Source organism: Pseudophaeobacter sp. 1A09344, assembly GCF_041008745.1.
Classification (GTDB): Bacteria; Pseudomonadota; Alphaproteobacteria; order Rhodobacterales; family Rhodobacteraceae; genus Phycobacter; species Phycobacter gallaeciensis_A.
Map to the genome: position 1 here is coordinate 39,607 of NZ_JAXGFS010000007.1, position 16,738 is coordinate 56,344.

General features: G+C 61.5%; 20 protein-coding genes. 4 read left to right on the forward strand and 16 right to left on the reverse strand.

Annotated features, from left to right (window positions below; translation table 11 throughout):
* The first annotated feature begins 30 nt into the window (after positions 1-30).
* Positions 31-1,200, forward strand: coding sequence for a lytic murein transglycosylase (locus tag SM765_RS13275; RefSeq protein WP_274835507.1), 1,170 nt, complete (start codon positions 31-33; stop codon positions 1,198-1,200).
* Here SM765_RS13275 and SM765_RS13280 read toward each other — a convergent pair.
* The 5 genes from SM765_RS13280 to SM765_RS13300 all read right to left on the reverse strand — a co-directional run bounded on the left by SM765_RS13280 (position 1,197) and on the right by SM765_RS13300 (position 7,452).
* Positions 1,197-1,574, reverse strand: coding sequence for a hypothetical protein (locus tag SM765_RS13280; protein ID WP_274835508.1), 378 nt, complete (start codon positions 1,572-1,574; stop codon positions 1,197-1,199). The two genes, SM765_RS13275 and SM765_RS13280, sit on opposite strands and share 4 nt — an antisense overlap.
* Before the next feature lie 78 nt (positions 1,575-1,652).
* Positions 1,653-2,126, reverse strand: a complete 474-nt coding sequence (locus SM765_RS13285) for a YbjN domain-containing protein (RefSeq protein ID WP_274835510.1) — start codon at positions 2,124-2,126, stop codon at positions 1,653-1,655.
* 105 nt (positions 2,127-2,231) lie between these two features.
* Positions 2,232-5,687, reverse strand: a complete 3,456-nt coding sequence (locus SM765_RS13290; protein ID WP_274838257.1) for a chromosome segregation SMC family protein — start codon at positions 5,685-5,687, stop codon at positions 2,232-2,234.
* Between the two features lie 166 nt (positions 5,688-5,853).
* Positions 5,854-6,141 carry a hypothetical protein gene (locus SM765_RS13295; RefSeq protein ID WP_274833341.1) on the reverse strand — a complete coding sequence of 96 codons (288 nt, stop codon included), beginning with the start codon at positions 6,139-6,141 and terminating at the stop codon, positions 5,854-5,856.
* A 51-nt stretch (positions 6,142-6,192) separates the two neighbouring features.
* Positions 6,193-7,452 (reverse strand): aminotransferase-like domain-containing protein, encoded by a 1,260-nt coding sequence (locus SM765_RS13300; protein ID WP_274838256.1) that lies wholly within the window; start codon positions 7,450-7,452, stop codon positions 6,193-6,195.
* Between the two features lie 205 nt (positions 7,453-7,657).
* Here SM765_RS13300 and SM765_RS13305 point away from each other — a divergent pair, with 205 nt between their 5' ends.
* Entirely contained in the window at positions 7,658-8,428 is a 771-nt protein-coding gene (locus SM765_RS13305; RefSeq protein ID WP_065271554.1) for a FadR/GntR family transcriptional regulator, read from the forward strand.
* A gap of 53 nt (positions 8,429-8,481) precedes the next feature.
* On the opposite strand, the gene SM765_RS13310 is transcribed toward SM765_RS13305, so the two are convergent.
* The 7 genes from SM765_RS13310 to SM765_RS13340 form a co-directional block, all read right to left on the reverse strand.
* Positions 8,482-8,856 (reverse strand): CZB domain-containing protein, encoded by a 375-nt coding sequence (locus tag SM765_RS13310; RefSeq protein WP_274830310.1) that lies wholly within the window; start codon positions 8,854-8,856, stop codon positions 8,482-8,484.
* A 191-nt stretch (positions 8,857-9,047) separates the two neighbouring features.
* Positions 9,048-9,254, reverse strand: a complete 207-nt coding sequence (locus SM765_RS13315; RefSeq protein ID WP_065271556.1) for a hypothetical protein — start codon at positions 9,252-9,254, stop codon at positions 9,048-9,050.
* 211 nt (positions 9,255-9,465) lie between these two features.
* Positions 9,466-10,026 (reverse strand): F0F1 ATP synthase subunit B, encoded by a 561-nt coding sequence (locus SM765_RS13320; RefSeq protein ID WP_065271557.1) that lies wholly within the window; start codon positions 10,024-10,026, stop codon positions 9,466-9,468.
* Between the two features lie 4 nt (positions 10,027-10,030).
* Complete coding sequence (locus SM765_RS13325; protein ID WP_274838255.1) at positions 10,031-10,579, reverse strand: F0F1 ATP synthase subunit B'; 549 nt, start codon at positions 10,577-10,579, stop codon at positions 10,031-10,033.
* An 85-nt stretch (positions 10,580-10,664) separates the two neighbouring features.
* Positions 10,665-10,901, reverse strand: a complete 237-nt coding sequence (locus tag SM765_RS13330; RefSeq protein ID WP_008205040.1) for a F0F1 ATP synthase subunit C — start codon at positions 10,899-10,901, stop codon at positions 10,665-10,667.
* Positions 10,902-10,984: 83 nt separating this feature from the next.
* Positions 10,985-11,788, reverse strand: a complete 804-nt coding sequence (locus SM765_RS13335) for a F0F1 ATP synthase subunit A (protein WP_065271559.1) — start codon at positions 11,786-11,788, stop codon at positions 10,985-10,987.
* A gap of 40 nt (positions 11,789-11,828) precedes the next feature.
* Positions 11,829-12,173 (reverse strand): AtpZ/AtpI family protein, encoded by a 345-nt coding sequence (locus SM765_RS13340; protein WP_197492345.1) that lies wholly within the window; start codon positions 12,171-12,173, stop codon positions 11,829-11,831.
* A gap of 275 nt (positions 12,174-12,448) precedes the next feature.
* Here SM765_RS13340 and SM765_RS13345 point away from each other — a divergent pair, with 275 nt between their 5' ends.
* Positions 12,449-12,799 carry an ArsR/SmtB family transcription factor gene (locus SM765_RS13345; RefSeq protein WP_065271560.1) on the forward strand — a complete coding sequence of 117 codons (351 nt, stop codon included), beginning with the start codon at positions 12,449-12,451 and terminating at the stop codon, positions 12,797-12,799.
* Between the two features lie 18 nt (positions 12,800-12,817).
* On the opposite strand, the gene SM765_RS13350 is transcribed toward SM765_RS13345, so the two are convergent.
* Positions 12,818-13,729 carry a DMT family transporter gene (locus SM765_RS13350; RefSeq protein WP_274838254.1) on the reverse strand — a complete coding sequence of 304 codons (912 nt, stop codon included), beginning with the start codon at positions 13,727-13,729 and terminating at the stop codon, positions 12,818-12,820.
* The gene (locus SM765_RS13355; RefSeq protein WP_274835516.1) at positions 13,717-14,595 is read right to left on the reverse strand and encodes a LysR family transcriptional regulator; all 879 of its coding nucleotides are present in this window, start codon (positions 14,593-14,595) and stop codon (positions 13,717-13,719) included. The genes SM765_RS13350 and SM765_RS13355 overlap by 13 nt, the downstream gene beginning before the upstream one ends.
* Before the next feature lie 130 nt (positions 14,596-14,725).
* Between SM765_RS13355 and SM765_RS13360 the strand changes: the two genes are divergently transcribed.
* Entirely contained in the window at positions 14,726-15,307 is a 582-nt protein-coding gene (locus SM765_RS13360; protein WP_065271562.1) for an FMN-dependent NADH-azoreductase, read from the forward strand.
* Positions 15,308-15,405: 98 nt separating this feature from the next.
* Here SM765_RS13360 and rpiB read toward each other — a convergent pair whose 3' ends face one another.
* Both rpiB and SM765_RS13370 read right to left on the reverse strand, forming a co-directional pair.
* On the reverse strand, positions 15,406-15,855 hold the full coding sequence (gene rpiB, locus SM765_RS13365) for a ribose 5-phosphate isomerase B (RefSeq protein WP_368981546.1): 450 nt from the start codon (positions 15,853-15,855) through the stop codon (positions 15,406-15,408).
* 49 nt (positions 15,856-15,904) lie between these two features.
* On the reverse strand, positions 15,905-16,444 hold the full coding sequence (locus SM765_RS13370) for a prolyl-tRNA synthetase associated domain-containing protein (protein WP_274835517.1): 540 nt from the start codon (positions 16,442-16,444) through the stop codon (positions 15,905-15,907).
* Between the last annotated feature and the right edge of the window lie 294 nt (positions 16,445-16,738).

Consider the following 16,738-nt stretch of genomic DNA (forward strand, 5'->3'; position numbering starts at 1 on the left):
CAATCACGGTCTAGAAAGGACGCCCAAGACATGCGCAAACTGATCCTGGCCCTGGCAGCCGCGATGCTGCCCACCGGCACCTTCGCCCAATGTGGCGGCAGCTTTTCCGACTTCGTGCAGGGCCTGAAACAGGAAGCGGTGACCGCAGGCTATGACGCCGCCACCGTGAATGCGTTCTTCAAAGGCACCAAACAGGACCCCAAGGTGCTGCGCGCAGACCGGGCGCAGGGTGTGTTTCAGAAACCCTTCATCGAGTTTTCACGGCGACTGATCTCCCAGAACCGGATCGACCGAGGCCGAGCCATGTCGAAGAAACACGACAGCACCTTCCGCCGCATCGAAAACACCTACGGCATCAACCGCGGCGTGCTATTGGCGTTCTGGGCATTTGAAACCGACTTTGGCGCCTTTCAGGGCGATTTCAACACCCGCAATGCGCTCGTCACCCTGTCCCACGATTGCCGCCGCCCCGAATTATTCCGCCCGCAGATTTTTGCCGCGCTGGAGTTGTTCCGGCACGGCGATTTCGACCCAGCCCGCACCACAGGCGCCTGGGCCGGAGAGATCGGCATGGTACAGATGCTGCCCCGCGATATTCTGGACAATGGCGTTGATGCCGATGGCGACGGGCATGTCACCCTGAAAACCTCGGCACCGGATGCACTGATGTCGGGAGCCAAGATGCTATCGCATCTGGGCTGGCAGCCGGGTCAGCCCTGGATTCAGGAGGTGACGCTGCCCAAAGGCCTGGACCTGTCGCTCACCGGGCCCGCGCAAAAGCTGAAAGTGGCCGACTGGCAGCGGATGGGTGTCGCGCCGCGCGAAGGGCGCCTGCCCGATCCAGCCATGCGCGCCTCGCTGATCGTCCCGCAGGGCCATAAGGGACCTGCCTTCCTCGCCTACCCCAATTTCGATGTTTATTTCGAATGGAACCAAAGCTTCACCTACGTGATGACGGCCGCCTATTTCGCCACCCGGCTGGAAGGCGCGGCGATCTATGACGCCGGAAACCCCGATCAGGGCCTCAGCGGCGCCGGGATGAAACAGTTGCAACAGAAACTGCAGGCGCGCGGTCACGACGTGGGAGACATCGACGGCATTCTGGGCGCCAAGACCCGGATCGCGGTACAAAAAGAGCAAGAACGCCTTGGCCTGCCCGCTGACGCCTGGCCCACTCCGGCCCTGCTGAACCGACTCTAACGCACAGGAAACCTGTCGCCAGCCTGGTTGATCAGCACCACCCGGCCATGGCTGTGCACATAGAGATCGCAGCGCGAGAACCCGTCGACATAATCGATACAGACGCTGCCATCTTGTGCGATCCGGTAGCTGCCCCAGCTGGTGGCCCCGCCATTTGCGGCCGAGTTGGTATAGGAATAGGCACCATCCTTGCCGAACCGCGCCTCACCGTCATCAAAGAACACGAAGGCCTGCCCAGGCAGCGCCGCGAGCTCAGACGGAGCAAAGGGTTGGTCGGCGGGTTTCAGGTTCCAGTCTTCCGCATCGGCCGGGCCTGCGCCAAGACAGATCGTGGCGACGGCAAGAGAGCAGGCAATAAGGGAAACACGTGTCATGCCCCCGGTATATCGCAAAAGCCGCCGGGCGCAGGTCACGATCCGGTGACGCCGAAAATACCTGTTCCGCGGGCGTGCCTACCAGTCGATGAAGGTTTCGAAGTCTTTCATCGCCCGTGCCCAGAGTGACACCTGCTGGGCAAAGTCATCAGCACTGACACCGTCCCGGCCCAGATAGATATCCATCTCGATGCGGGCCGACCCTTCATTCGAGATATAGGCACGTGCAAACCGGTTCTCCGTGTTCCATTCGTTGATCTTGGCCAGCCGTACCGATCCTTCGGTCTGGTAGCCGGAAAAGAACTGGACCGCGTTGCAGTCGGTGTTGTTGTCACAGCCGTAGTAATAGACTGAGAAATCACTGCCGTAATAAGTCACGCGCAGCTTGGGATCGCCGACATTATCCGTTGTCGCTTCGACCTCTGCCCCTTCATTTTCGAAGAACCTGTAAAGGCTATCGCCATCCGTCGCAAAAACGGGTTCGGCCTGTGCTGCAATGGGCAGAGTCAGCGCAACGGCCGTGAGGATGACGAGGCATCGTGAAGGGTACATACTAGGTCTCCTGAAAACACTTGTACCGATCCTAAGCAGGACGTCTCGGCCACACAAGGAAGTCGCCCGCGCCATAACCTAAAGTCGCCTTGCTTAGATCGAGGATCAGGCGACCAGCGCTTCTGCCTTTTTCAGATCGACAGAAACCAGCTGGCTGACGCCTTTTTCCTGCATCGTCACCCCGAACAGCCGGTCCATGCGGGCCATGGTGACCGCGTGGTGGGTGATGATCAGGAACCGGGTATCAGTCTGGCGGCACATCTCGTCCAGAAGATCGCAGAACCGGGTCACATTGGCATCATCCAGCGGCGCGTCGACCTCGTCCAGCACACAGATCGGCGCCGGGTTGGACAGGAAGACGGCAAAGATCAGCGCCATCGCCGTCAGGGTCTGCTCACCACCGGAGAGCAGCGACAGGGTCGACAGTTTCTTGCCCGGCGGCTGGCACATGATCTCCAGCCCGGCGTCCAGCGGATCGTCGCTTTCGACCATCACGAGGTTGGCCTCGCCGCCACCGAACAGATGGGTGAACAGCATCGCGAAACTGGCGTTGACCTGCTCAAACGCGGTCAGCAGCCGCTCGCGCCCTTCGCGGTTGAGGCTGGCAATCCCGCTGCGCAGGGTCCGCACGGCCTCTTCCAGATCCTGTTTTTCCGACACCAACTCGTCATGTTCGGTCTGGATCTCCCGGGCATCTTCCTCGGCCCGCAGGTTTACCGCACCCAGCGCATCCCGCTGCCGCTTGTGACGGGAGACCTCGGCCTCCAGCGTCTCGGCCGTGGGCATCTGATCAGGGTCGGTATCAAGCTGTTCTAGTAGTACCTGCGGCGCGCAGTTCTGCTCCTCTGCGATCCGTTCCGCAGCATGGGTCACGGTTTCCCGCGCTGCCTCGAACCGGGCTTCGGATCTGGCCCGCGCCTCGCGCGCTTCGGAGGCCAGACGCTCGCAATCGCGTTCAGCCTGCACCGTCTCGCGCAGCACCGCCTCTGCCGCGATCAGCGCATCGGTCGCTGCCGCCTTGCGTGCTTCGGCCTCTTCAATGGCCTCGTTCAGCTCTTCGCGCTTTTCGGCAATCTCGGCGGGTACCGCGTGGGCGTCTTCCAGCTCTTCCTGAGAGGCCTCGCGCCGTTCGGCCAACTCAGCGATCCTGCGCTCGGCAGTGTCTAACCGGTGACGCCAGCCCGACAGATCCTTGGTGACCTGCTGCGCCCGTTTGGTGCGTGCTTCGCCTTCGCGGCGCAGCTCATCGTGGGCCGAGCGGTGGGTCAGCATGGTAATCCGCGCCGCCTCCACCTGCTGCTTGATCTCCTCGACCATGGCGCGGGCCTGCTCCAGATCCCCGAGTTCTTCCAACGCGGTCTCGGCATCTGTCAATTGCAGGCGGGCGGCCATGGCGTCTTCTTCATGCCGGGTCACCGCGATGCCAAGGGTCTCTAGCTTGCCCTCGGCCATATTCCGGTCAGCCTCCGCCCTGCTCAGCGCCCGGGCGGCATCGGCAACGCGTTGATCGGCGGCGCGGCGGGCCTGGCGAGCCAGCTGATCCGCCTGAGACACCTCTTCCAATTTGCGCAGCAGCGCATCATGGGCGGCGCGGGCGCCATCCGCGCGGGCACCAACGCGTTCCAGATCCTGTTTCAGCGCCTCCAGCCGGTTCAGCTGTTCCAGCCGCAAGGCGGCGGCGCTTGGCGCATCTTCGGCCCAAGACCGATAGCCATCCCAGCGCCACAGATCGCCCTCCAGCGTTACCAGACGTTGCCCCGGTTGCAGCTGCGACTGCAGATCGCGGGCCGTGTCACCATCTACCAATCCGATCTGTCCGATCCTCCGCCCCAGCGCCACCGGGCCAGACACATATTTCGCCAGTGGCTCTACCCCATCAGGCAAAGGCACATCGCGATCATATCCCGCCAGTGTGACCCAGCCGGTCGGTCCGTCCACATCGGCCATCGGCGCACGCAGATCATCGGCGAGCGCCGCGCCAAGCGCCTTTTCATAACCCGGGGCCACGCTCAGCTCATCCAGGATCTGGCCGCCTTCAGCAGTGTCCCGTTCCACCAGTTTCGCCAGTGCCGTGACCTCGGCCCGCAGGGTGCCCAACTCGCCCTCGGCCTCAGATCGCTGCGCGCGCGCCTCGGTTTCGCGTTCCTGCGTGTCCGCCCGCATTTCATCGGCAGCAGCGAGCGCCTCTTCGGCGGCCTCTGCGGCCTCGCGGGCGTCCTCCTCGGCAGTGACAGCCTCTTCAAACCGATCGGAGGCTTGTTCCAGTGCCTCTTCGGCCTCTGCCTGGGCGCCGCGGGATTTTTCGCCTTCATCGGTGGCCCGCTGCAGCGCGCGCTGGCAATCCTCGACCAGACGCCGCGCCGATTGGTGACGGGCCACCAGACGGGCCACATCCTCGGTGACCTGCGACAGGTGGTCCTCGCGGGCCTCAAGGATCTGCCCTGCATCGCGCGCCAGATCAGAGGCCTCGGCCAGACGATCCTCGTGGCCTTCGCTGGCCTTGGCCAGTTCCCGCTGTTCCCAATCCAGCCGTTCGATGGTTTCGCCCGCATCCCGGTTCAGACCAGTCTCACGCTCGATATCGTTGCCGAGCTGCTGAATGCGGGAGGTCAGCCGCTCAATGGCCTGACGCGCCTGCGCGTCCTGATCACTCAGCGCATCGCGCTGTACCATCAGCCGCTGCAGGATCGCCGCCGCAATTGCTTCTTCTTCGCGCAGGGGCGGCAGGGCGGCTTCATTCTCAGCCCGCTTGGCGCCCGCTGCACGGCTCAGCGCCTCAGCCTTAGCCGCCTGGGTGACGCGGGTACTCAGCTCTTCCTCGGCTGCAGCGCGGGCGTCGTCTGCCTCACGCCAGCGGCGGTACAGCAGCATGCCCTCGGCGAGGCGCAGTTTCTCCCCGATATCACGATAGCGCTGCGCCTGTTTCGCCTGACGCGCCAACTGCGACAACTGCGCCGCCAGCTGTTCGATCACATCATCGACGCGCAGCAGGTTCTGTTCGGTATTCTTCAGCTTCAGTTCTGCCTCGTGGCGGCGCTGATAAAGCCCCGAGATCCCGGCCGCCTCTTCCAGAATACGGCGGCGCGCCTTCGGTTTGGCGTTGATCAGTTCGGAAATCTGCCCCTGCCGCACCAGCGCAGGCGAATGCGCCCCGGTCGAGGCATCGGCAAACAGCATCTGCACGTCCCGCGCTCGCACATCCTTGCCGTTGGATTTATAGGCGCTGCCTACATCGCGGGTGATCCGGCGCACGATTTCCAGCTGATCGCTGTCGTTGAACCCCGAGGGTGCCAGCCGGTCGCTGTTATCAATCTGCAGGCTGACCTCGGCGAAATTGCGCGCCGAACGGGAGGTCGTCCCGGCAAAGATCACGTCCTCCATACCGCCGCCACGCATGGCCCGGGCGCGGGTTTCGCCCATTACCCAGCGCAGCGCCTCCAAAAGGTTCGACTTGCCACAGCCATTAGGCCCGACAACGCCGGTCAGCCCATCCGCGATGATCAGATCGGTCGGATCGACAAAGCTTTTGAAGCCGTTGAGCCTGAGTTTGGAAAAGCGCAAAGCTGCCCCTGAGTGATTCCGTGATAGTGAACCTCAGCAGGTTCGCGGGTCTTGAGTCAACGCCACAGCCCCCAAATCGGGCAAGCCTGCCTTCTTTGGCCACTATATCTTGTGGATAATCCCGAGAAATACAGCCTCAGCGGGAAAAATTGCCGGAACTGGCCTTTTACGGGCAGGACAAACGCCCGACAAGCACCGCCTGATCACCGCTGACCCAAAGGACCCGGCAGCCGGTAGAGGCCGCCATTGCCCGTCTGGCCCGGTGCCGCAGTGGTCCCAGCCGGGGCGCATATTGCGGGTTGATGCGCACCGCCTCGACCAGAGTTCCGCGCTGTCGGATATCAAAGGTGCTGCCCTCGACCGTAATCCGCGCAGGCGCAACACCCCGGAAATGCGCACTCGGGGTATCACAGCCCGCCACCAGCAGAACGCACAGAAGACTCAGTACACGCATGGCCGCCTCACGGTTGCTTCCTCGCCCTCGATAGGAGAGGCTCGGAAGTGATTATACCACCTCTGCGCTGACCTGCCGAGGCGACACAGCGTCCTGCTCTGCCAGAGTCTCTGCGATCAGACGGGCCAGACGAGCGATCCCCTCTTCGATCGCGGCCTCATCTAGCACCGAATAACTGAGCCGGATCGTGTTCGGGCCACCGCCATCGGCAAAAAAGGCCTGACCGGGAACAAAGGCCACCTTCACGCTGTCCAGCGAGCGCGCCAGAAGCTGCGCCCCGTCCAGCCCCGCAGGCAGAGTAATCCAGATGAACATGCCGCCTTCGGGGCGGGTCCAATACACGCCCGGCGGCATGTGCTGCTTCAGCGCGCGCAGCATGGCGTCCCGGCGCGCCTTGTAAGCGGCGCGGACCTTTTCCATATGGCTGTCGAACTGCTGACGCGCAACGGCGTTTACTGCCATCTGGTTCAGGGTTGGCGAGTGCAGATCCGCCGCCTGTTTGATCAGCACCATCTGTGCAATCACCGGCCGGGCCGCGACGATCCAGCCAACGCGAAGCCCTGGCGACAGGGTCTTGGAAAAGGTGCCGCAGTAGATTGTGCGGCAGTTGTCCAGCGTTCCCTTCTTCGCCAGCTCAAGCGCCAGAATGGGCGGCACCGGATCGCCGTCATAGCGCAGGTCCTGATAGGCACCGTCTTCGACGATGGCGCATTGCAGGTCTTCGGCGAGATCCAGCAGACGTTCCCGGTCGGCCTGACCGACGGTCTCCCCAGTCGGGTTGGCAAAATCCGCTGACAGATAGGCGAATTTGACCGCCCCACCATTCTGTGCGGCGCCATCGCGATAGCTTTGTGCAGTGCGGTTCCCGGAAAGGTTCAGCTGATCATAGCGCGGTTCATAGGCGTTGAAGGCCGCCAGCGCCCCCAAATAGGTCGGCGCCGTCACGAGCGCGGTGTCCCCTGGCGACAGGAACAGTTTGCCAAGGTAATCCAGCCCCTGCTGCGAGCCTGAGGTGATCAGGATGTTGTCCGGATCACAGTCAACGCCCATGCGCGCCATCTGGCCAACGATCCATTCTTTCAGCGGCAGGTATCCTTCGCTGACCGAATATTGCAGGGACTGTGCTTGCTGTCCGCCGGACAAGGCCCCTTGGAACGCTTCGGCAAAAGCCTCGGCCGGGAACAGGTCCGGGTCGGGAATGCCACCTGCAAAGGACAGAATGCCCGGCTGATCCAGAAGTTTCAGCAACTCGCGGATTTCCGACGCCTTCATCCGCATCGCACGACTGGCAAATATGTCTTTCAGCTGCATGAGACCCTCCTGACTGCACACCTTTGGGCGATTGGCAATCTTTCTTGCAGGTAAGTCAATATAACTGACCTTTTATTTCAAAAAGGTGATCAGGCTTTTACGGATCTTGCGCATGACTTGCGGTCTTGCCTGAGATGCGGTCATATGATTTGACCAATTCGGGAAAACCACTCCCGTCGTGCAATACACAGATCCCGAGGCTCCGATGCCGTTTCAGAAAGTTCAGCCGGAAAAACTCTCGACCTCGGTCGTGCGCCAGATCGAGCAGCTGATTCTGCGAGGTATCCTGTCGCCTGGTGAGCGCCTGCCGGCCGAGCGGGAACTAGCGGAACGTCTGGGCGTATCACGCCCCTCGCTACGCGAAGCCATCGGCGAGTTGCAGGAACGCGGGCTTCTGACCTCGAAAGCGGGATCAGGTGTTTTTGTCGGCGATGTTCTGGGCTCCGCCTTTTCCCCCGCGCTGGTGCAGCTGTTTTCCAGCCATGATGAGGCGCTGTTCGATTACCTGTCCTTCCGCCGCGACATGGAAGGTCTGGCCGCCGAACGTGCAGCGCGGCTGGGGTCAGACGATGATCTGAAGGTGATCCAGACCATCTTTGACAAGATGAAAGCCGCTGGAAACCCCGCCGAATCCGAAGAAGCGGCAAAGCTGGATGCGCAGTTTCATTCCGCGATCATGGATGCCAGCCACAACGTGGTGATGCTGCATATGATGCGGTCGATGATCGATCTGCTGCGCGAAGGGGTGTTCTACAATCGCAAGGTCATGTTTCAGCAGTATACCTCGTATGAGGCGATCCTGGAGCAACACGAAGCCATCAATGCCGCATTGCAAGCGCGTGATCCCGCGGCAGCGCGCGCAGCCGTGGAACGGCATCTGGATTATGTGAAACAGGCCCTGATGGACCACCAGCGCGCCGAGCGGAACGCCGATGTTGCCCGGCAGCGGCTGGAACACGAAAAAAGCAAATCCTGACCCAGACGGGCGGACTTTGGATGACTGCGCCCACGCGACACAGCCATCTGCGCCTAGTGCAGGCTTTTCCGCCAGTCGATGATCGCCTTGCCAAGCCGGTCCGCGATCTTCTGAAAATCGCCACTGCTCAGCAGCTCTGCCGCCGCATCCCGCCGGTTCTTTTCCACACAGGTCGCGATATGACCCGCCGCCTGATGAAAACGACTATGCGCCTGCGCTACAGCCTGAAAGTACGGAGAGTCACCGATTTCGGGATCCTGGCGCAGCTTTACCAGCCATTTTCCAAAAGTGCATTGGTCGTCTTGGGAAATTTGCTCTGCCGACCAAGGCAGCTTGCCGGTCGCAACGGCCTCTTTCAGCTGTAGTTTCCAGCATCCATGCGCGCCGACGGCGTCTTTAATCTGCCGGTCCAGATCTACCTTGTCCATCCGGACACCTTTCAAAACTGCTACTCATAACAACCATAAAACCATAACCGAGCATACGTAAATGATGGTTAACGCCGCCGGGCTGCTGATCCGTGAAATACTACCGGCCCGGTGGCGCCGCCTGTGGAGAGAGCACAGGGACGTCCATCCGGGCGGGAGAAGGGGCGCGTTGCAACCCGTTTTAATCTTCTTCAGGCGGCTGCAAAATCCATCAAGAAGCCACGCGACGGATCGGTCTCTGCCAGCCGTTTGCGAACCGGTCCCAAGGCGCCAAGGCATTGCGTGTCGATGATGCTTGCACCTGCGGTTTCCAGCGCCACGGCGATTGCCAGCGGTTCAAACGCACCCGACGGTCCCATCGGGTGAAATGTCTTCAGGCGGCTTTGCTGCGGCGTCATAGCGTCCTCCGGTTCCTTTGAACGTTGCTCAATCCACCATACCCGACAGGGCTGCGCGCCGCAGCAAGGCAGGAGAACAGTCCGCGATGCTGACGGGTTAGCCCTCCTATCCAAAAGGATGGGAAACGGTTCCGGCCCGCAGAAGACCCCGGAAACGCAAAAACCCGGGCGTTACCGCCCGGGTTTTCTAAGGTTTTAAACTGACTGAGGATCAGTGCAGTTTGGCGTCCACATCCGCGATGGCCGCGTCGATCAGCTTGTTCGCCTCGGTCGCAGTCATCTGCTTGGCGATAACCTGATCCGCAGCTGCAACCGCGATGGAAATGGCCTGATCACGCACTTCCTTCACAGCCGATGCTTCGGCAGAAGCGATCTGCTCTTCGGCTGCGGCCAGACGGCGTGCAATCGAGGTTTCCAGATCGGATTTTGCTTCATCTGCGGCTTTGACGGCGTCCTCGCGGGCGGCCGCAACGATGCGGTCGGCCTGCGCCTGGACTTCCTGCTGCTTACGCTCGTAGGAGGCCAGGATGGTCTGGGCTTCTTCCCGCAGGGCGCGGGCTTCGTCCAGCTCTTTCTGGATACCTTCGGCGCGCGAATCCAGCTGGCTCCCCAGCAGGCTCGGCACCTTCACGAACAGCAGAATGCCGACGAACAGAAGGAACGCGATCAGAACAACAAAGTTGGTGTTGCTCATGGACAGGAACGGACCACTTGCGGCAAAGGCCGGGGAAGTGGCGCCAAGGGTCAGGGCAATTGCCAGAACTGTGCGCATGTCCTTATCCTTTCATCCGTTCATCGACCGCAGCCGATACCGCTTTCGCGTCCGCCTTGCCGCCCAGGGCTGCAACCAGCGCCTCTGCGGTGTCGGTCGCCACAACCTTCACGCTTTCCAGCGCGCCGGCTTTGATCTCTGCGATGGCCTTTTCGGACTCGGCGGCCTTATCGGCGATCTGTGCATCCGCCTTGGCGATTGCATCGTTCAGATCGGCCTGAATTTCCGCGCGGGTCTCGGCGGCGATACGCTGCGCCTCGGCGCGTGCGTCGGCCAGAGCCTTGTTATATGCGTTTTCGGCCTCGACCGCTTTGGCTTTCAGATCTTCAGCCGCGGCGAGGTCATTGGTGATCGTTCCCTGGCGTTCCGCCAGTACCGCCGCGATGCGGGGCAGAGCCACGCGCGACAGAATGAGGTAGATCACGACCAGCGCAACGGCGAGCCAGAAGATCTGGTTTCCGAAGGTCGAGAAATCCAGTTGCGGCATGCCCGGTGCAGACCCGTGCGCTGCGTCCGCCGCGCCGTGTGCTGCCTCTTGCGTAATTGATGCCATGTCGTTCTCCTTGGGAACTTGCCGTTACACCGGGCAGCGCGATGATCCGCACTGCCCGGCCGTAAGGATTGAGGTTCCTGAGGTCTTAGACAGCGAACATCAGCAGCAGAGCGACCAGGAACGAGAAGATGCCCAGAGCTTCTGCAAAGGCGATGCCGATGAAGAGAGTTGCGGTCTGGCCGGCGGCTGCCGACGGGTTGCGCAGAGCGCCTGCCAGGAAGTTGCCGGCTACGTGGCCCACACCGATTGCGGCTGCGCCGGAACCGATTGCTGCCAGGCCTGCGCCGATGAACTGACCGAGTTGTGCGATATCGCCTTCCATGGGTTTTCTCCTTACGATGGAATTGATGATTTAGGGTCTCGGGTGAGCCGGACAGCTCACCCGGATGAGGAAACGATCCTGCCTTAGTGGCTCGGGTGCAGTGCGTCCTTGAGGTACACGCAAGTCAGGATGGTAAAGACGTAGGCCTGGATGAAGGCCACAAGAACTTCGAGAGCGTAAACTGCGGTGATGGCAAAGATCGGCAGGAAGCTGAATGCGCCCAGAGCGGCGGCAAAACCTGCGAACACCTTCAGAACCGCGTGGCCAGCCATGACGTTACCCGCAAGACGAATGGAGTGGCTGACGGGGCGCACGAAGTAGGAAATCAGTTCGATGATGGCCAAGATGGGGCGCAGCGGCAGCGGCGCGCTCGACACCCAGAACAGGCCCAGGAAACCGGCGCCGTTCTTGACGAAGCCAACGATGGTCACGGTGAAGAACACCAGCGCAGCCAGAACCGCGGTCACGGCGATGTGCGAGGTGGTGGTAAAGGACATCGGCAGCAGACCCAGGAAGTTCGCCATCACGATGAACATGAACAGGGTCATGATGTAGGGGAAGAACTTCACACCGTCCTTGCCTGCAACGTCTTCAACCATCTTGTAGATGAAGCCGTAGGCCAGTTCCGCAACCGACTGGGCGCGGCTCGGCACGATGGCGCGGCGCGAAGAGCCCAGAACCAGCAGCGCGAAGACTGCAACAACCGCGAGGCCCATCCACAGGGTCACGTTGGTGGGGGTGTACCAGGAAATGTGGTCACCGCCGAACAGCGGGGTCACGATGAACTGATCCATCGGGTGGATCGCCAGGGCGGCATGCTCGGGTGCAAACACAACCCCTGCTACAAGGGCCAGCGCCAGTGCCGCGTAAAAGAAAATCTTGCCCATCTGTCCGTGTCTCCTGTCGCCAGTGCCTTCCCCCTTAGGGTCAGCCCCGGTCTTGCGCATTTTTGTCGGCCTCTTCGGCCAGTTTCTCGTTCTGGATCTCCTGCGCCGTGCGAAGCATCGTCTTCACCCCGGCGGCAAGCCCCAGCATTATGAACAGCACCATGAAGATGGGCAGGGTTCCAAACAGGTGGTCCAGCCCGTATCCGATGCCAAAGCCGATCCCGAGACCGGCTACCAATTCGATCACCATCCGCCAGGCCTGATTGGCCAGAGAGTAGTGTTCATCCACGCGCGGCTTGGGCTCCTGGGCCTTACGCGCCTCCGCCAGCTTTGCCTCCAGCTGCGCCATGCGCTGCTTTTGGTCGTCATCTGTCACGGGCGCCATCCTCACGTGAATTCTGAAGAGGGTGCTAAGGGGTGCGGGGCTCAGAGTCAATTGCCCAGATAGGGCTGCGACAAGCAGTCTACCGCGTTGAAATTAAATCACATTCCAAACTGTCGCCTTCACCGGATTTGTCGAACAGGGGGCCTGCTGCGTCGATTCCGGGCAAAAACCCTTATTCAACTTTTCGGTTAAGTAAGAAAACAGCGCCTAAGCGCGCTATACGACAGAGCATGCTGGGCCTTGACCGGTGGGCGCGCTGCGTCTAACGCCAAAGGGTGACTAACCGCGCCGATCTCGATACCGTCTTTGCCGCTCTCGCCGACCCCACCCGGCGGGCGATCCTGACCATGTTGCTCGAAGACGACATGGCCGTCACCGATGTGGCCGACCCGTTCGAGATGTCGCTGGCGGCGATTTCCAAGCATTTGACCATCCTTACCCGGGCCGGGCTCATCGCGCAGGAAAAACGCGGCCGGGTGAAATGGTGCAAGCTGCAACCGGACGCCCTGCGCAGCGCCTCGGTCTGGATGCAGGGGTTTGGCCAGTTCGAGCCGGTGAACCTTGATGCCTTTGAACGGTTTCTCGCCACCGAACTCGGCAGCGACACGGCAGAGGCCAGCGAATAACCCCATCGGGCCCGCCCCTCAGGTCGGGGCGCGGGCCGGTTTCGCGTCATTCTCCAGCAGCAACACCAGCGCGATGACCGTCAGCGCGATCCCCACCAGCAGCAACCCCGATGGCACCGGGCGACCTAGGGCGATTTCCCAGACAATCACCCAACTGGGCGTCAGATAGGTATAGGCCATGACCTTGGCCGAGGGCAGGTGCAGGGTCGCATATTGGAGCAGCACAAAGGTCGTCGCGCTGGCAAAGATCGCAAGATAGAAAAGTCCGATCCAGACAATGCCCGGCAGGTTCATCCAATCCGTGCTGCGGATATCGTTCCAGCCAAAGACGGTCAGGATCACCCCACCAGCGATCAGCATCCCGAAGGTAAAGACCACCGCAGGTTCACCGCGGTTCAGCTTGCGCACCATGGGGGTATAGACCGCGTGCGAGACACAGCCGGTGAAATAGATCATTTCCCCCTGGCCGATCTCAAAGGCGGTAAAGGCGGACCAATCGGCGCGGAAGATGACCCAGAGCGCGCCGGTGGCTCCGATGGCCAGCGCCAGCGCCATACGCGGCGTTGTCACCTGCCGCAGCAGGATCCAGCCGAAGACCCCGCTCATCACCGGGGTCAGGGTAAAGACCGCTGAGGCGCTGACCGGATCTGCTGTCTTCAGCCCATAGAACATCAGCACAAAATAGGCCGCGAACAGTCCGCCCAGCACCAGAAACCGCCAGGGAGCGCGAAAATGGCTGGCGCGGAACTTCCGCGTGCCGAGCGCCACAGCCCCGATCAGCACCGCCGCAAGGGCAAACCGCGCCGCGTTGAGCGCCGCCGGGGCGATTTCATTGGCAACCATGACCCCAAGCGAGAAAGACCCCGCCACCAGAGCCGAAAACAAAAGCATGGCGATGTGGCCGCGCAGCGCCGGGGTCAGGCCACCCATTCTTTCGACCTTTCCTTCAGGAACTTCAGGAAGCTCTGCACCTTGTTGGTGCGGTGCAGATCGACATGGGTGACCAGCCACAGGCTGCCTTCCCACTCCTTCAACGGCTCCATCATCGGCACCAGATTGCTGTGCCGGGCGGCTTCCCACAGGGACATGAAACCGATCCCGGCATCGGCCAGAATGGCCTCCTGCATCGCGACACCGTCCGTGCAGCGGAACATGATCGTCTCGGGCGTAGTGTGATCCCGCAGCCACCTGTTAAAGGGCGCCCGGCTGTCTGCGTTGTCGCTGCCCACGAAACGGTGGTTCGGCAGATCCTCGACACCGTTCAGCATGCCGTGCTTATCCACGTACCTCTGGGTGGCGAACAGCCCCACTCGCTGGCTCAGGAAGGGTTGTACCACGTTGTCGGGCTGATCGGGGGCATTGCCTGCCCGCAGCGCCACATGCGCCTCACCGTACTCCAGCCGAAACAGGCGCTCGCCGGTCAGATAGCGGATGATCAATCCAGGATGCATCTGCTGGAACTCGGTCAGCACCGGCACCAGAAGATGCGACAGGGACGACAGAGAGGTCACCACCAGTTCACCCGTGACTTCATCCCCCTGCCCTTTGAGCCGCCCGGCCAGCTGGCTGAACTGATCGTCCGTGGTCTGCGCCACCCGCAGCAGATCCTGCCCAGCTTCGGTCGGGGTATAGCCGCGCGCGTGACGCTGGAACAGTTTCACCCCCATCCGGGCTTCGATTGCGTCGATATGGCGGATGACCGTGGCGTGGTGGACCCCCAGAACCTCTGCCGCGCCGCTGACCGTTCCCATGCGAGCCACCTGATAGGCCGTACGCACCTCATCCCAGTTTTCCATTCCGGTCTCCGTCTGCAAATTACCCAGTTGCGCACGCACGCACACGAGCTGTGATTTATCAGCGATTGTGTTCAGTTTTGCAATCGTACATCTCAATAGCAGAGCTTCACTCGTGAACAGGAAAAAGACAATGACCAAGACCGTATTGCATATCGACTCCTCGGCCCGCCGCGAAGGTTCGGTGTCCCGTGACCTCAGCGCCAAGATCGTTGACCGCCTGGCAGCAGACACAGTTGTCCGCCGCGATCTGGCCACGCCGCTGCCGATGCTGAGCGAGGACTGGATCAATGCCAACTTCACCCCGGCCGATCAGCGCAGCGACGAGCAGAAACAGCTTCTGGCCCAGTCCGATGCCTTGGTGGAAGAACTGAAAGCCGCTGACACACTGGTCATCGGCGCGCCGATCTACAACTTTGCCGTTGCCTCCAGCCTCAAGGCCTGGATCGATCTGGTTGCCCGCGTCGGCGTGACCTTCAAATACACCGATCAAGGCCCGGTTGGCCTGCTGGAAGGCAAGCGCGCGATCATCGCCCTCGCCTCCGGCGGCACCGAAATCGGCTCCTCCATCGACTTCGCCTCGGGTTACCTGCGCTACATGCTGGGCTTCATGGGCATCACCGACGTCGAAATCGTGGCAGCTGACACGCTGGCCGTCGATGCGGATGCAGCCCTGGCGCGCGCCAACACCCAGATCGAGTCGCTGGCAGCCTGATCCCCGGCCCTTCTCGGGACACACAAAAAACAAAAGAGCCCCCGCATCGGGGGCTCTTTGCGTTTAAAATGCTGCCTGAATGGCAACAGGCCGGGCGATCAGGCCTCAATCTCTTTGATCATGTCGACGCGTGTTGCGTGGCGGCCACCTTCGAATTCGGCAGACAGAAAAGCGTCAGCGATCTCCAGCGCCAGACCTTCACCCACCACGCGGGCACCGATCGACAGGATATTGGCATCGTTGTGTTCGCGGATCATCCGGGCCGAAAACGGGTCAGAGCAAACGCCGCAGCGGATGCCTTTGACTTTGTTCGCGGCCATCATGATGCCCTGCCCGGTGCCACAAAGGATGATGCCCAGGTCGCAATCGCCCGAAGCCACTTTCTGCGCCGCTGCTTCGCCGTGCTTGGGGTAATGCGTGCTTTCCGGCGTGGTCGGGCCGATGTCAACCACCTCCCAGCCCTGTGCCTCGATATGTTCGGCGATGGCCTGCCGCATGTCGATCGCGGCATGATCGCTGGAAAGAACGATACGTTTGGTGTCTGCCATGATGAAGGTGTTCCCTTGATGATGTTGCGGATCAGACGGCGGCTGTGCCTCAGATCCAGTTTACCGCAACCCCGATGCGGTCGAAGAATGCCAGCAGATCGCCGCGCGGCATGACCACGGTGCGGTCGTTGACCAGCGGATGCATGTTGATCACATCCACGTCCTGCGCGGCGCGATCCAGGTAGAATGTCACGTTCTTTTCGACGCCGGTGATCATCGCCAGCGGGCTGACAGCGCCGGGCCGGATGCCCAGATGCTCCATCAACCGGTCTGCCGATCCAAAGCTGAGCCCGGGCGCGCCGATCTCCTTGCCCAGTGCCTTGAGGTCAACCTCGCGGTCCTGCTCGACCGAGATCAGATAATTCCGCTTCTTGCGGTCACGCAAATAGAGGTTCTTGATCTTCAGCGCCGAGACACCCGGCTCGGCCATGTCGGCCTCGACCGTCTTGGCCTCTTCCACGGTCCGGAGCGGCACATGTTCATGCAGCCTGTAGGTCAGCCCCCAATCCTCCAGCCGCGCCAAGAGCGCGTCCGAGGAAACAGGCATGTCATCATGTTGATCGACTGTGGCGTCCGCTTTCGCTTCCATAGGCTCGCATTCCGCTCTATCTGAACTGTCCAGTTGGCACCTCTATTGCCGCAAATCGGCCGCAGGCACAATGCGGCCCCATCGAAGGCGCGCTCTGCACCGGTCTGCTCTGGCCCGCGCGGTTGACTCCTGCCCCCATCCGGCGTATCGACAGCCAACTTTCCGGAAGATCGCCCGAGTCTTCCGGTCCCCGTGCATTTGCCGGGGATCGCCCTCCACCAGCGTGTTACGCCCGTGGGGGCATTTGTGCATGGGCGTCATGGCCCCTACATACGGGGGCAGGAAACCGTAACC